Below are 14,888 nucleotides of genomic sequence, written 5' to 3' on the forward strand. Positions count from 1 at the left end.
TAAGTTAACTACTATATAGATAAATAACAGCGGCGCTATTTATGGATAAACAGCGCCCATCAAGGTCATAAAAGAACAACTCTAAAAATACTTGTTCGTTACACTAAGGTTTACCACAGTCTACTATTATCTATCCAGACAACAAAATGAGATGATCTATTGTCTCTACAACCTAAAGCAATGGATATGCAATCGTTATGCTGCTAGCTAGAAGCAAAATTATCACCCAGTCAATTGGTCAAGCTTTCAAGCTATTAACTCAAGACCAGCTTGCTATTCAATCCACCCCTTCTATGTCTTATTGCAATGGACATATTCGCACTGCGTATTTTCCTTTAACGTTTACACGGAATCTCTCTTATATATCGCCTTTCCACCAAGTACCCAATTCGAAAAAAATTGCTACCAAACCAATACTTTTAAATCCGGGAGAACCGATCATATGCGATGCGCATATGACTCCTTTTGATCTTTGGCTACCAAATAAAAGTCGCCTACAAAAAGAAAAGTTTCTGATGATTCAAAAGCTATTTTTTGGTGGGTTTTTGCCTCAAATAAATACTTTACCACCTAAAGATATCGTTGAGTACATAAAGCTTCATTATACGCACGATCCTCTTTTACCAGATTTAGCATTAGGATTAACTCATCAACGTGATCTAAACCAATTTCTAATGAATTTAATGTCAAGCGAAGGTGCCCCTCCCCCTCTATGCTCACTAACTAATTTTTCTAGTAAAAAATCAGCTGTCTCAGATTTTGATTTTATGAAAAAAAATAGATATCTCATTCCATATCCAGGATCAACAGCGAGTGCCAACCAAGTATCCCGTGCCTATACCCGTAGCCGAGGCGGGGTACTATCTGCAATGTTAAAAACTGTCTTCGATGGTAGGAAGATTCATTTCAACCTCGAAGGAATCAATTTAGAAGACTTGAATTTTTTTCAAGATAGAAGCCCGAACCCTGGTTTGTTTCCTTACAATATTAAAGATAATTTTGACCGAGATTTTATCAAAGCAGGCATACCATTTACATTCTTTGAATTGTTAAATATTCTTGGAAATGTCTGTCTCTATTATAATACAGAGTTTTATGAAAATAGTGACGCCCCCTCGCTTTCACTCGAACAAAAAATAGATAGAGGTCTAGCTTTGCAGCATGGCTTCAAATATCCAGGGCAGCACTTAATGATGAGTTATACCTGCTCTCAAAAACAGATTTCAGAAATCATTTCTCATTACTCAACCGAATATAATCAATGGCTTAAAACAGGAGAAAAATCTGAAACAATGCCATTCGCTCCAGATTTTAATTGTGATATTTAGGCTTGAAAAAAATCTACCCGCCCAACAAGCTACTTTGCTTGATACCATCGATCATAAACTGAACCGCTAATGCAGTCAGCAAAGCATCAAATACTCTATGTATTTTTATTTTTAATTACTTGATTTACCAAAATGGTTTCGATTTATTTGTATCATCAGTAGCGCTATTTTCACTGGCGGGCTGGTTGCAAAGTTTAGAGAAGCTATATTGATGATGATTGCATTACTAACTATAACTGCATTTTTCGGTGGCTTAGGTTATTTAGTCTGGATTATAATTTAATAAATGCCGAGCAAACTTCTCAGCATTTTTCTTTCTGTTCTTTAAAGCTCAACCAACACATCCGACTGTAGCTTATATCTTTGTCCAACTATATCTGTTGAATAAGCATGCTCTCTAGGATTGCGATAAATACCATGCTTATAATGGTGTGCGGTATCCCAGCCACCTCTTTTAGTCACTTCATGTCCCGAAAACAAAGCCTGCCAGATATCGACTACAAAAGCATCTGAACCCCAGGTTCTATAATCCTGAATATGAGAATCCAGTTTGCGATTAACTACCACGTAATGATGATGGATTTTGGTTTCAGCAAATAATTCAGCATGACCAGAACCTGAAAGATATTCCTTCAAGTAAAATAAAACTAATGCTGAGCAAGTATCACAAACCAAATCAATTGGGCGGCTTTTAGACGCAGCTTTAATTCTTACTGAAAGATCTCGGCCGGTATTCAGCCAATATTCGGGAGCTTTTGTATCTACTTTCTGGTTTTTTTTACGCATTTTAAATGCACTCATCACTGCACCAGAAAGCGCAGCATTGATCTTTAAGTTAGTAGCAACGGCAGGCGCAGTATCACCAGGGCGGCGCTTTCTATAATTAGCTGCATTGGCAATAGCAATATTTGGAAGTAGCGGCTCTAAGCGCGGTTTAAGAACTGATATGACCTTATTTTTACTCTTCACGTAACACTCCTCATAACTTTAGAAAGCATTTAACACCTTACAGAAATCCTTACTACAACTAACAAATCTTTGATAACAAAGAACATCCCTGCAATATAAACTCTCTTTAGTCCATGATTAGAGTATCAATAAATTAAAGCCAGCTATTATGTGTAAAAAAGAAATTACGATAAAGTCTAACGTATATTTTTATTGTTAAAACAATCAATAACTTTAGCTTTTCAACTTCTCTATAATTTTGAAAAAAATCGACAGGAAAAGTAATAAATGAGAAGTGATTTACATTCAAAAGAGCGCGGATTCGTATCATAAGTGCATAACCTCTGTTCGCTAACAGAGGTTGAGCTAAAAGAAGAGCTCAGATATTTTCTCTGTTGGCGACCAAACCAAACAGAGGCCACTATGGGCTACAAACATCTGAGCTCCGAAGAAAGATACTATATTGAGACACGCTTGAAAATGGGTGACTCGCTTAACACTATCGCCAGCAGCCTTCAGCGCAACCAGAGTACACTTTCCAGAGAAGTGAAACGCAACACAGGATTACGAGGCTATCGCCATAAACAAGCTCAAGCATTTGCCCAGAAACGCCTTGAAGACAAGCCTAAACAGAGAAAGATTACTGGCGCTACTGTCGATTATATTTGCTATGGATTAAAGGAAAATTGGAGTCCGGAACAAATTGCGGGGCGCGCAGGCAAAGATGGTTTGTTTAAGATGCACCATCAGACGATTTATAATTTTATTCGTAAAGACAAAAGATTAGGCGGGTTACTGTATCGCTACTTGCCCAGGAAATTAAAACCTTATCGAAAGAAATACGGTAGTTCCGGTGGCTCGTGCAAAGGTATTCCAGGGCGGATAGGAATAGAAGATCGCCCAACCATTGTTGATACCAGAGCACGTATTGGAGACTGGGAAGCTGATACCATTATTGGAAAAGGTCACCAAGGTGCGATTGCAACGATTGATGAGCGAAAGAGCAAGCTTCGTCTGGCAATGCCGGTTCATAAAAAAACGTAACCATTCAGCACAATTTAATATAAAAATCGCTTGACAGGTTTTTTGATATTTTCCCGAATTTAAGCACCTCTTTTAGAATACCACTTAAACGCCGCATTAAACTGCTATTAACACACCTGATTATCAATGTTTTTTGCTCAGAATAGCGCATCAGCATTCCGCTTCTAAAAAGTCGCCACAGTAAGCCTCAGAGACAAAAAAACCACCCTGAAAACCTGTGCGATAATAACCGCATGGACTCAATCGAAATTAATAAAACCATCGCTGAAACCGAGCGCTTGTTAGCCAAAAGCAAACGCTTACCGCCCGAACTGGTGGCGATGGTTCGTATGCTGATGCTCGTCGTTAAGATATTGCTTGATAGCAAAGGGCTAAACAGCAAAAACTCCAGCATTCCGCCATCGGCAGATCCTAATCGAGAAAAGAAATCGCGCGCCAAAAGCAATAAAAACCCAGGCGGGCAGCCTGGCCATAAAGGCAGTAATTTATCACCGGTGAAAGACCCAGATGAAGTGCTGGATATTACGATTGATCGTAGCCAATTGCCGAAAGGAAAATACCGTGTTGTTGGCAGTGAAAGCCGCCAAGTAGTTGATGTTCGTATTACCCGATATGTCACCGAATATCGGGCGCAGATTCTACAAGACGAGCAGGGTAACCAGTTTGTTGCTGAGTTTCCGCAAGGGGTCACTCGGCCAATACAATATGGCAATGAGTTTAAAGCCAACGCGGTTTATATGTCGAGCTACCAGCTGATTCCTTATGAACGGACTCAAAAGCACTTCGCTGAGATATTGGATGCGCCAATCAGCACCGGTAGCCTTGCCAATTTTAATCAGGAAGCTTTTCATCGACTGAAGCCATTTGCTCAGTTAGTACCGGCTATTTTGCGTGCTGGAGATTTGATTCATGCCGATGAAACCGGCGTCAATATCAATGGTAAACGAAAGTGGCTACATGTCGCGAGCAATGACCGCTGGACGTGGATTGAAGCGCATGAATCAAGAGGTATCGAGGCAATGGAAGCGATCGACATCTTGCCTAAATTTACCGGTTTATTGGTACACGATCACTGGAAAAGCTACTACCGATTTGTGCTGTGCTTGCATGTATTGTGTAACGCCCATCATGTACGTGAATTGGCGCGAGCCCATGAGCAAGATGGCCAGCAGTGGGCCAAGGCAATGGAAGATCTGCTTTATGAAATGAATACAGCAGTCAATGAGGCGGGGGGTGAGTTGGATGAAAAGCAGTGTCAAAAATGGGTGAAGCGATATCGAAAAATATTAAAAGCAGGTGATCGGGAATGCCCGGCACCTGAGCCAAAAAAAGCGGATAAAAAAGGTCAATTAAAACGAGGGAAATTAGCACGAAGTAAATCGAGAAATTTATTAGAACGGCTGCGGGATTTTGAAGCAGACGTGCTGCGGTTTATGAGTAATACCCGAGCACCGTTTACCAATAATCAGGGTGAACGGGACTTCCGTATGAGCAAGGTTCAGCAGAAGATATCAGGCTGCTTCCGCTCATGGGATGGCGTGAAAGCGTATTGCAGAATCCGGAGCTATATATCGACCTGCCAAAAACATGGGGTCGGTGTTGGGGAAGCTTTGTCGTTATTATTTGCGGGTAAATGGCCGGACTTTATTCAGGAGAAATTGGATCGGTTGGTGTGACATGCTGAATGGTTACAAAAAAACAACAGAAAATGTTGTCGGGGCGCTGATTAGCTTACTACTGCCGCTTAAAAAGCATGTTAAAACAATAACATTTGATAATGGAAGAGAGTTCGCTAGCCATCAAAACTTAAGCAAAAAAATTAAGTGCGACAATTATTTTGCAAAACCTTATAGCTCTTGGGAAAGGGGGCAGAATGAAAATGCCAATGGATTGTTACGACGTTACTTCCCAAAGACAATGTCTTTGAAAAATGTTAAAAACCAAGAAGTGATAGAAGCGGTTGATCGATTGAATAGTCGCCCAAGAAAATGTTTGAATTACCAAACTGCATACGAAGCATTTGAAGCAGAAACCAAGATCAGTAGAAAACAATTACTGGGTTATGCACTTAAGATTTGAATTCAGGGAGTACTTTTTATAGCGTAAAGCTAATTAAGGCTCCTTGCTCTCGATACCCTAGGCTAGCTACCCAGCAAACCACTTTGCTTAATACCATCAAACATAAACTGAACTGCTAACGCCGTGAGTAAAACACCAAATACCCGGCTAATTACATGCATACCAGTTAACCCGAATAACTGCTGTACCCGGTTAGCTAATAACAATAATACCAGTGTTAATGCTGTAACCGAAACTAGTGCAAGAATGACCACACCTTGGTCACCCCAATGCCCCGTATTATCTGCCATCAACAGAATTGCCGCACCCATTGCACCCGGCCCACCAATCAAAGGAGTTGCCAATGGAAATACTGAAATATCCTGTTTTTCATCAGACTCTTGACTCTCTTCTTCAGCAGCAGAAGCCGCAGGAGAAAATACCAGATCAATGCCAATTAATAACAGCAAAATACCACCAGCTACTTTTAACGCTGCCAGAGAAATCCCCAGATTATCCAGAATAAACTGACCTACCAGAGCAAAAAACACCAAAATTAACGTGGCAATAATCGACCCTTTAATTGCCATAGCACGCCGACTGGCAGCAGAAGATGTCGCAGTCAGGCCGATAAAAATAGCGACAACGTCTAGCGGGCCAATAGTGGCAAAAAAAGTGGTAAATGCGATGGTGTAAGTTTCTAACATGACAACCTCAATCAATCTTATTCATTATTTTAATAGCAGTATAAAAAAGCCGAGCTATTTAGCTCGGCTTTTTTGTGTTCAATCTTTTAAAGCAGATTTATTTAAACGCATCCTGCAGCGATGGGATCACTTGTTTTTTACGGCTTAATACACCTTCTAACCAGACTTTTCCGTCGGTAGTTGGCTTGCCATAAGCGCGCTCGGTTAAGTCTGCAGAATCGCTTACAACCAGCATTTCTGAGCCTTCACGCATGATATCGGTCAGCAACAATAATACGCTGTGACGGCCGCCTTCTTCTTTCAATGCAGCGATATCGGCTTGCAGATCATCTTTGATTGAATCAAATACTGCCAGGTCGATAACTTCTAACTGTCCCACACCAACTTTGTGGCCATTCATATCGAAATCTTTGAAGTCACGTTTAACCAGATCACGAACTGGCGTGCCTTCAACTGCAGATTTCACTTTGAACATTTCCATGCCCAAAGCAACGATGTCATCAACACCGGCAAGTCTGGCCAGATCTTCAACCGCTGCCTTATCAACAGGTGTACAAGTAGGCGATTTGAAGATAACCGTGTCACTCAAAATGGCGCACAGCATCACGCCGGCAACATTCTTTGGAATCTCAATACCGTAAAAGTCATACATCTGCTTGATGATGGTATTAGAACAACCTACAGGACGAATCCAGCATTCCAAAGGAGTAGATGTTGTCAAATCACCCAGCTTATGGTGATCCACAATGCCAACGATAGTTGCATCAGCAACATCATCTGGAGCTTGGCCTACTTCAGAGTGGTCAACAATGAAGATTTTCTCACCGGCATAGCTGGTTTTGTATTCCGGAGTTTCAAAACCGAACTTGTCCAGAATGTATTGAGTTTCTGGTGACAACTCACCCAGACGTGTCGCAACTGCTGGCTCACCGATCTGGTTCTTTAAATGAGCTAATGCGATAGCACTACAAATCGAATCGGAATCAGGGATCTTATGGCCCACTACATAAATTGGCATAGATAAATCTCTCTTCAAAACTGGCGGCATTCTAACAACAAACATCGTCATTCTGAAATAAATTAAAATTCAAGTTAATCAACAATAAGTATTGGTTATCCACAACTCGCTCGAGCAGCGGATTCCCAGTCAGTTAATAGCCGCATGATTTGCTGTGAATCGTCGATAGTTGGGCAAGAATCTGGCAGAAATTGGCGGCCTTGCTCTATCGCCTGACGTACTTGTCTTGTCTGGTAGAGAAAAGCATCACCCTCAGCATCTAGCTCAATCAGCTGTGTTGGTTGGTCATATAGTTTGAGTTCAATCTGATTATCTTTGGCTTCAGGCAGCCATGGATTACTCAACAAGTTAATCGTGCCCTTGTCACCAACCAAGGTAAATTGGTGCGCCATCCCATAAGTTTCTGCGGTATGAATTCTCGCCGTCAATCCATTACTAAGTTTCAAGCTCAATGAAGCATCACAAATATTGTGGTCTTTTTCAGAAATACTGCCTTGGGCTGCTAATTGATAATTTTCAAACGCATTTTCAGGAAATGCCGTTTTAATCATTAGATGCATTAAAGATATTGGATAACAGCCCAGGTTATAAATTGCACCTTTGCTATCGGGGTTAACAAACTTCGCGATATCAGCACAATAAGAGCCACTAATAGATTTTAATTCACCTATCGTTTTATCTTGAATTAGTTGCTGCAGCTGATAAACCAAAGGGTGGTGCAAATACATTAAGCCTTCAATAAAAAAATTGGTGCTTTTTTTAACTGCGTCGACAATTTGTTGCGTTTTATCTATATCAATTGATAAGGACTTTTCACTCAACACATGTTTGTCAGCTTCTAATGCAGCAATAATATATTGATGATGTAGGTGATTGGGCAAGCCCACGTAGACTAGGTCAACCTCTGGATCATTTATCAATGCTTGGAAATCGGTATAACCCGTCACTACCGGAAACTTGTCTCTGAACTGATCAACCGCCTGCTGACGCCGACCTGCCACCGCCTGAATTGAAGAACCTAGATCATTTACAATCGCTTGTGCCACTGTATCGGAAATAAAACTGGTGCCTAAAATGCCCCAACGCAACATGATTTAACCATGGGTGATTTACAACTGGTAGCTAGCCTAACTTATCCTCTTACAACAGCCAAGTCAGCATAATACTAGCCATTGCCAGCAACCATAAATACGAGATAGCATCGGAAATAAAACTGATATAATCCTACTCACAAATACCCTAGCGCAACATGATTTAACCATGGGTGATTTACAACTGGTAGCCAGCCTAACTTATCCGCTTACAACAGCCAAGCCAGATATTACACTCTATTTCTTGCAAAATTTAATTCTATTTTGCGTAAACCCTATAAAAATGTGCTAAGCATTTTTAACACTCTACACTCAGAATAACTTTAGATTTCTTCAACCCTAAAAAATATCTGACCGCACTGTAAAACTTAAAAATAAATTCAGTTTAACTGGAAAATTGCTTACGATATTGCACTGGCGTTACACCGACTAATTTCCTGAAATAATGACGCATTGCAGTGGCATTGTTAAAACCAGATAATTCTGCAACCTTCTCTACCGCATGACTTTCTGACTCCAATAACTGTTTCGCTTTTATAATTCGTTGCTGGCTGAGCCATTGCTGGGCACTTAGATTAAAACTGGAGCGAAACTTTCGATCAAAAGTCCGGCGCGACATATTTGCTTTAGCTGCTAGAAAATCAATATCAATTGGATCTGCCAAATGGCTAATCACCCAGTCCAATGTGGCAGCAAACTGATTCGGCACTGCTAGCAACGGTGTTTGAACGAATTGCGACTGGCCACCCGCCCGATGTGCCGACATGACTAATCGCCTAGCGACCTGATTAGCTATTTGATAACCATAGTCCTGTCGAATTACTTCGATGCCTAAATCTAACGCTGCTGCACTACCTGCAGAACAACCTAGCTTGCCATCGAATAGATACAAAACATCATCAACATAATTTATTTGCGGGAAGCGTGCTTTAAATTGCTCGGCGTAACGCCAATGCGTAGTCGCATTTCGATTATTTAATAAGTCAATTTCAGCTAATAAAAAACTACCCGAACAGAAGGAAACAATAACTTTCCCCGCTTGATAAAATTGAATAATCGCTTGTCGCAATTTTTGATCAATTTCTGTGTTATTCACTGGCCAATACGGAATCACTAAGTGGCTAAACTTATCTAAACAAGAAATTTTGGTTATTTGAAGTTGAATGCCACACAGCGCCGAAAGCTGATTTTCCTGCCACGCCACCACCTGAGTTGCATACCAATGATTAATCTCAGGTCGAGGCAAACCAAACAGCTCAACCGCACAACCTAATTCAAATAACGAAGCCTGTGGGTGGGCCAGAATCGCCACCTTGGGACTCACTGTGGTTTGTGCCATAGAATTTGCCGTTTTTACTAACAGGCTCCTGTTATAGCACGCTTTAACACTTTGGCTGAATATTAACGAGCATTGTCTTTGAGACATATCGATAGATGACTCGCAACAGGCCAGAATACTTAGGCACTGCAAAACAGGCTGAGTGAAATAAAGTATTTTCCTCCATCACTGCTTTTGCAGAACAAGTTTACTAAGAGCGTAAGCGGCTCGCCTGCGCGCCCAGTAAAATTCATTCAATCACGCCAACCCAAAGAGACTAAAAAGGAGAAATTATGAGCTCTGCAGTATCCCGAGCGCCAGCCGCCGCCAGTGAACTGGCGTTAAAGCATTTTCAATCCTTACTGCAATATGAAACCGATTGCTGGGATATTCACCATGCAATCAGTAACCAACGACAAGACTTTATTTTATTGGATGTTCGCGGTGTAGAACTGTTTCAACAAGGTCATATCGAAGCAGCAATCAACCTGCCATGGAGCCAGATTAATCAGAAAAACCTCGAGCGTTTTCCATTAGATAGCTTGTTTGTAGTTTATTGCGCCGGGCCACATTGCAATGCCACCGAGAAAGCCGCCATTCGACTGGCAAAATTAAATCGACCAGTTAAAAAAATGATTGGCGGGGTCTGTGGCTGGCTGGATGAAGGGTTTGAATTAAAAAAGGGAGCCTAAGCTCCCTTCGATTAATTATTTTTTATTACATTTTCTAACTTCGCATTTCAACAACTCGCTAATGCGATCATCTTGTTGTTGCCTCGAAATATCTGAACCTCGGCGTTGATAGCCTAAAGCAAGCATCAACTCTACAGTTTCATCTAAGCTGGCACCGCTATATGCAAGCTTGCGGACAGCATTTAACTCTTCAGGTAAGTAGAATTTTTTCTGGGCCTGCATGGTACAAACTTCAACTTCCTGTTGTGCGTCTATCATCATTTTACGAGAGAAGTCATCTAGCTTAATACCTGAATCTTTCATCAGATTTTGTATTTTTTCTCGAAGTGGCTTCCAATAAGCTTCTTTCAATTGTTGGTCAGTAACCGACTCATCTACTGAAGCTAATTGCTCTTGTTGTTCTTGGGTTAATACCGCTTTAAAAGTAGGTACTTCGCTTCCTGTCGTGTAATAAATACTATCATTATCTTCTATTGCACAAGAATCTATAAGATTAGCCTCTATTGGTTCTTTCTTATCTTCAGGGAAAGCACCACATGCATCGAGCTTATCTTGATTTTGCATCAAAATAGCAGCCAATTTACCCGCAGAGACTGTGCCAAGCATTAATCCCTGCTTTACATCAGCTGGAGTATTATCAAATATTACTTGCCCATGGCACTTACAGATATCTTGTGATCCCGGGTGCTTTTTATTACAACCCATCACCATTGCTTGTGTAAAAATTCTATCGTAAACCCCATTGCTTTTTGCTACTGGCTTATTGGCTTTTTCAGGATTACTTTGGCAAGCAACAATCATTAGGGTTAGAGCAATAACTACTAGTTTCTTCATAAAAATATTCAGTTCATTCTTGTGATTTATAACAAACAAGAATGCAAAGAATTACCTCCCGTTTTTATAGAAGGTGCATTATATACACTAGTTTACAAATTGAAATGCATGGCTATACATTCAAGCAAAAATAAGGGATATTAATTGCTTATTTTTCACTACAAAATAATTTCCCCCTGCAGGTACTTCCGAGTATAACCTGAAACCATTACGCCGCCCCTAACCAGCTCACAATAAAGCGTACCACCACGTTTTGAAGCTTGGTATGCAGTAATTTTCTGCTTGCCCAACTGTTCAGCCCAATAGGGCACTAGCGCCGCATGAATTGAGCCAGTTACCGGATCTTCTGCACCACCATTAGCTGGCCAAAAATAGCGTGAGATAATATCGAAATTAGTTACGTCTAGATTGCCTACTTGCTGCAGCATCGATACATCAGCAGTAACTACAACATCTAAAGGTGCTAATTGTTTGAGTAATTCACAGTCTGCTTCAACCGTTAAAATATCTTGTGGATTACTAAGCACCACCACATAAGCTTGTCGGTTCTTTAATACCGCTATCGATTGCACCGGCTGGCAATTAATTAACAAGCTTTTTTCGATTTGCTGCGGCGGATTCAAAACAGCCTGTGGTTTTAAATTGGGAAACTGCATTTCAATTAAACCATCAGGCTTGTGAGTAATTACCAGTTCGCCCACTGCATCTGCTGTGAATATAATCTGTTCTAGTTGAGGCTGTTGCTCAAAAATAACTGACGATGATGCCAAGGTAGCATGACCACAAAAATCGACTTCAGTCAGTGGTGAGAACCAACGAATCTGATATTGACCTAAAACCACTGGAACCAAAAAAGCGGTTTCTGAAAGGTTGTTTTCAAATGCGATTGACTGCATTAATTCATCATCGAGCCATTGCTCAGTAATCACCACAGCCGCCGAATTACCTTTGAAAATTTGGTCGGTAAATGCATCGACTAAATGGATATTAATTTTCATTATTTTCTCCAGTTAAATCCTTCACCATTAGCTGAGGGCTACTTTTTAGCAGGCCTTGTTTAACCCAACCATTTTTTAAGTAAAGATTCTCCGCTCGATAATTGCCTTCAATATAACGCAGCGCCGCTTGCTTACAGCCTTTCGATACTAAATGCTGGGTAGCATAGTCCAACAGCTGCTTACCAAAACCACAGCCCCGGTACTCAGGAATCAGGTAAATGAAGTAGACATAGCCACCAGCTTGCCCATTAGGCGCAGTGAGCGTTGCATTGAATTCCAGCTGACCAATGATTTGCCGATTTAACCAGACATGAACAAAACCTTCAGGATAAATCCTCAAAAGCTTTTGATACCACTGCAGGGTATTGGCAGGATCATAATTATCTAGACAACCAAAGCTGACCATATGGGCATCACGGCGGAAGCTAAGACAAATGTCTTTATCCTGTGAAAAATTGATTGGGAGATACTCAAACTGCACTTTTTCTAATTTTTTACCACACACGCTAAAACTCATCACCTTTAGCTAAGGTAAGTGAGTCTATCTCTGGTAATACTCTGCAAACAAGTTAATTAACTACTAAGCCATGAGCGATCTAGACCCCCTAGTTCATCCCAGAAATTGTTCTGTACTAAATAACCTTCCAAGGCCATCGGACTAGTAAAGCGAGCATCTTTAGCCATTACTTGTGCTGAAGCATCTGGTCCGGCTGCGGCCTGCCAGATAGCAACGACAAACATAGAGCAAAACATTTGTTTGATACCTGTTTCATTATGCAGCGCAGGAACTGAACCATCCTGATGTTGAAAATATAAAGCAGCTTGCTGTTTTGCCCCTGAACCATAATGAGATGAGCGACCAAAAGTTCGGTAGGCTTTTCGTGCACTGTAAGCAGCAGGGCCGTAATAGTATTCTTCACCCTTCCAAAAGCGTGGTTGGCTATTGCAAGGCACCCATTTTCTAGCAATTATTCCCGATAAATCAGCCAAGCCTCGACATGATTGACATCGAAACACTTTGAACGAACTTCCTTCGTACAATCCTGTTTCTGAGCCTAGCGTGTCAGCTGCTATTTCTATGCGGGCAAATCCTTTACTGGCAGCATGGGCTAGTTCAACTTTATTTTTTTCAACATGGCATACTATTCCGCAGTGATATGTTTCGGGACTCGCTGCTCTAGTTTGCCAACTATCACGGCCAAAAAGACAAACTTTTTGTAGAGCAGTTTGCGCTTTAATTACAGAAGCACCGTTTGTCCCTTGGCCATTCATAAAGACAATGTCGCCCAACTTTAATTCAGAAAACTGCATGTACATATCTGACTTGGATTTTCAGTAATTCATTAAATAAGTTTTTTAAAATCCACATGCAACGGATATTAAGTGACCAACTATCTCGCTCTAACTACAAACTATTAAATAAAAAGAAAAAAAGCATAATTTATGATTTCATTAAAATGCCAACTCGTTCAAATTTTTAAAATAAAAAAAAAGGTGACAGTCGACACCTTTTTTTTACTTTAAAAATTTATTTTATTTAACCAAATTTACTATCAGCTACAAACGGATTACTCTCGCGCTCGGCACCAAAAGTAGAACGTGGGCCGTGGCCGGGAATAAATTCAATGTCATCACCTTGCGGGAACAGCTTGTCGCGAATTGAATTAATTAATGCCTGGTGGTCACTGCCGGGAAAATCTGTTCGGCCAATTGAACCGGCAAACAAAACATCACCGACCATTGCCAGTTTATTTTCTCGATTCAAAAAAGTGATATGGCCTGGCGTGTGGCCCGGGGTATGGAACACTTCCAAGGTTTGATTACCAATTTGAACGCTATCGCCGTCATCCAGCCATTTGGTTGGAGTAAAGCCGGTGACCGGATCGAGATAAAACCGTTTTGCTTGGTCATCGAGTGCTTCAATCCAGAAAGCATCTGCCAGATGCGGGCCATAAATCAGTAAGCCTTTTTGCTCGGCTAAATCACCGGTTCCACCGACATGATCCAAATGGCCATGGGTTAGCAAAATCTGTTTCAGCTCAACACCCGTTTCTTGCAATGCCGCTTCAATACGCTCCAGATTACCGCCCGGGTCAACAATCGCTGCCTGGTTAGTTTCATCACACCACAGCAGGGTGCAATTCTGGGAAAAGTGGGTCACCGGAATGGTTTTAAATTTAAGCGCCATGTGCACTCTCCTGAAAATCAATTGTGAAATTTATGGCAGGCGTTCATTGCTGAATCCCGTCATCCCGTATAGGAAGTGCAAGGATGCACGGATTAGGGCGAGAATGACGCGGAGGATAACAACCAGCCACGTTCAAAAATTACGCTACAAAATACTCGTTCAGCGTTTGTTTCAATTGGCTTACTCGTTCAGCCAATGCCGCCTCTGAATAAGCTTGAGCAGCAAAACGCCCCCAAATAGGACTAGGCCAAGCCAAGTCATTAGAAAAACGCGCCACATGATGCAGATGAAGCTGAGGCACCATATTGCCCAGCGCTGCAATGTTCATTTTTTCGGCCGAGAACAGCTGTTCCATGGTGGCCGCTAGTAAAGAAGACTCTTTCAGCAACTGCTGCTGATCGGCTTCAGACAAACGATGAATTTCTCGAATCTCATCTCGGCGCGGCACCAAAATACACCAAGGATACAAAGCATCTTTTGCCAGCAAAACACTGCACAAAGGAAAGTCACCTAGTTTGACGGTATCAGCAGCCAGCTGCGGATGAAGTTGAAAGGCCATGATCAGACTCGAAGGGTTATCAGTTCGTCGGGTGAAAGCGAGTTTAACGGAAATCGACTGGTTTTCAGAAAAGCTTCCTGTTAAATATTGGTCTTACCAATGATC

Annotated in this window: 14 protein-coding genes and 2 pseudogenes; 5 read left to right on the plus strand and 11 right to left on the minus strand. The window is 41.3% G+C overall.

Features of this window, described 5'->3' with window-relative positions:
* Nucleotides 1-197: 197 nt before the first annotated feature.
* Nucleotides 198-1,328, plus strand: coding sequence for a hypothetical protein (locus DC094_RS08455; protein WP_116686677.1), 1,131 nt, complete (start codon nt 198-200; stop codon nt 1,326-1,328).
* 324 nt (nt 1,329-1,652) lie between these two features.
* On the opposite strand, the gene DC094_RS08460 is transcribed toward DC094_RS08455, so the two are convergent.
* On the minus strand, nt 1,653-2,297 hold the full coding sequence (locus DC094_RS08460) for a hypothetical protein (protein WP_116686678.1): 645 nt from the start codon (nt 2,295-2,297) through the stop codon (nt 1,653-1,655).
* 402 nt (nt 2,298-2,699) lie between these two features.
* Between DC094_RS08460 and DC094_RS08465 the strand changes: the two are divergent.
* From DC094_RS08465 to DC094_RS08475, 3 genes and pseudogenes are all read left to right on the plus strand, one after another.
* Nucleotides 2,700-3,317 (plus strand): annotated as a pseudogene (locus tag DC094_RS08465) (IS30 family transposase); the annotation flags it as partial.
* 236 nt (nt 3,318-3,553) lie between these two features.
* Nucleotides 3,554-4,996, plus strand: coding sequence for an IS66 family transposase (tnpC, locus tag DC094_RS08470; RefSeq protein WP_116686680.1), 1,443 nt, complete (start codon nt 3,554-3,556; stop codon nt 4,994-4,996).
* Between the two features lie 16 nt (nt 4,997-5,012).
* Nucleotides 5,013-5,399 (plus strand): annotated as a pseudogene (locus DC094_RS08475) (IS30 family transposase); the annotation flags it as partial.
* Between the two features lie 62 nt (nt 5,400-5,461).
* On the opposite strand, the gene DC094_RS08480 reads toward DC094_RS08475, so the two are convergent.
* The 4 genes from DC094_RS08480 to DC094_RS08495 all read right to left on the minus strand — a co-directional run bounded on the left by DC094_RS08480 (nt 5,462) and on the right by DC094_RS08495 (nt 9,533).
* Nucleotides 5,462-6,085 carry a MarC family protein gene (locus tag DC094_RS08480; protein WP_116686681.1) on the minus strand — a complete coding sequence of 208 codons (624 nt, stop codon included), beginning with the start codon at nt 6,083-6,085 and terminating at the stop codon, nt 5,462-5,464.
* Nucleotides 6,086-6,182: 97 nt separating this feature from the next.
* The gene (locus DC094_RS08485; RefSeq protein WP_116686773.1) at nt 6,183-7,103 is read right to left on the minus strand and encodes a manganese-dependent inorganic pyrophosphatase; all 921 of its coding nucleotides are present in this window, start codon (nt 7,101-7,103) and stop codon (nt 6,183-6,185) included.
* A 95-nt stretch (nt 7,104-7,198) separates the two neighbouring features.
* The gene (locus DC094_RS08490; protein WP_206605605.1) at nt 7,199-8,194 is read right to left on the minus strand and encodes a Gfo/Idh/MocA family protein; all 996 of its coding nucleotides are present in this window, start codon (nt 8,192-8,194) and stop codon (nt 7,199-7,201) included.
* 385 nt (nt 8,195-8,579) lie between these two features.
* Entirely contained in the window at nt 8,580-9,533 is a 954-nt protein-coding gene (locus DC094_RS08495) for a helix-turn-helix domain-containing protein (RefSeq protein ID WP_116686682.1), read from the minus strand.
* A gap of 272 nt (nt 9,534-9,805) precedes the next feature.
* Here DC094_RS08495 and DC094_RS08500 point away from each other — a divergent pair, with 272 nt between their 5' ends.
* Nucleotides 9,806-10,204 (plus strand): rhodanese-like domain-containing protein, encoded by a 399-nt coding sequence (locus tag DC094_RS08500; RefSeq protein WP_116686683.1) that lies wholly within the window; start codon nt 9,806-9,808, stop codon nt 10,202-10,204.
* A gap of 15 nt (nt 10,205-10,219) precedes the next feature.
* On the opposite strand, the gene DC094_RS08505 is transcribed toward DC094_RS08500, so the two are convergent.
* From DC094_RS08505 to DC094_RS08530, 6 genes are all read right to left on the minus strand, one after another.
* Entirely contained in the window at nt 10,220-11,038 is an 819-nt protein-coding gene (locus DC094_RS08505) for a hypothetical protein (protein ID WP_116686684.1), read from the minus strand.
* Between the two features lie 158 nt (nt 11,039-11,196).
* Entirely contained in the window at nt 11,197-12,036 is an 840-nt protein-coding gene (locus DC094_RS08510; protein ID WP_116686685.1) for a PhzF family phenazine biosynthesis protein, read from the minus strand.
* Entirely contained in the window at nt 12,026-12,553 is a 528-nt protein-coding gene (locus tag DC094_RS08515; protein WP_116686686.1) for a GNAT family N-acetyltransferase, read from the minus strand. Before DC094_RS08515 ends, DC094_RS08510 begins: the two co-directional genes overlap by 11 nt.
* Nucleotides 12,554-12,609: 56 nt before the next feature.
* The gene (locus DC094_RS08520; protein WP_116686687.1) at nt 12,610-13,347 is read right to left on the minus strand and encodes a hypothetical protein; all 738 of its coding nucleotides are present in this window, start codon (nt 13,345-13,347) and stop codon (nt 12,610-12,612) included.
* A 226-nt stretch (nt 13,348-13,573) separates the two neighbouring features.
* A complete protein-coding gene (locus DC094_RS08525; protein ID WP_116686688.1) occupies nt 13,574-14,224 on the minus strand; it encodes an MBL fold metallo-hydrolase in 651 nt (216 codons plus the stop codon).
* A 139-nt stretch (nt 14,225-14,363) separates the two neighbouring features.
* Nucleotides 14,364-14,783 (minus strand): HIT family protein, encoded by a 420-nt coding sequence (locus DC094_RS08530; RefSeq protein ID WP_116686689.1) that lies wholly within the window; start codon nt 14,781-14,783, stop codon nt 14,364-14,366.
* Between the last annotated feature and the right edge of the window lie 105 nt (nt 14,784-14,888).

This window comes from Pelagibaculum spongiae (genome assembly GCF_003097315.1).
Classification (GTDB): Bacteria; Pseudomonadota; Gammaproteobacteria; order Enterobacterales; family Pelagibaculaceae; genus Pelagibaculum; species Pelagibaculum spongiae.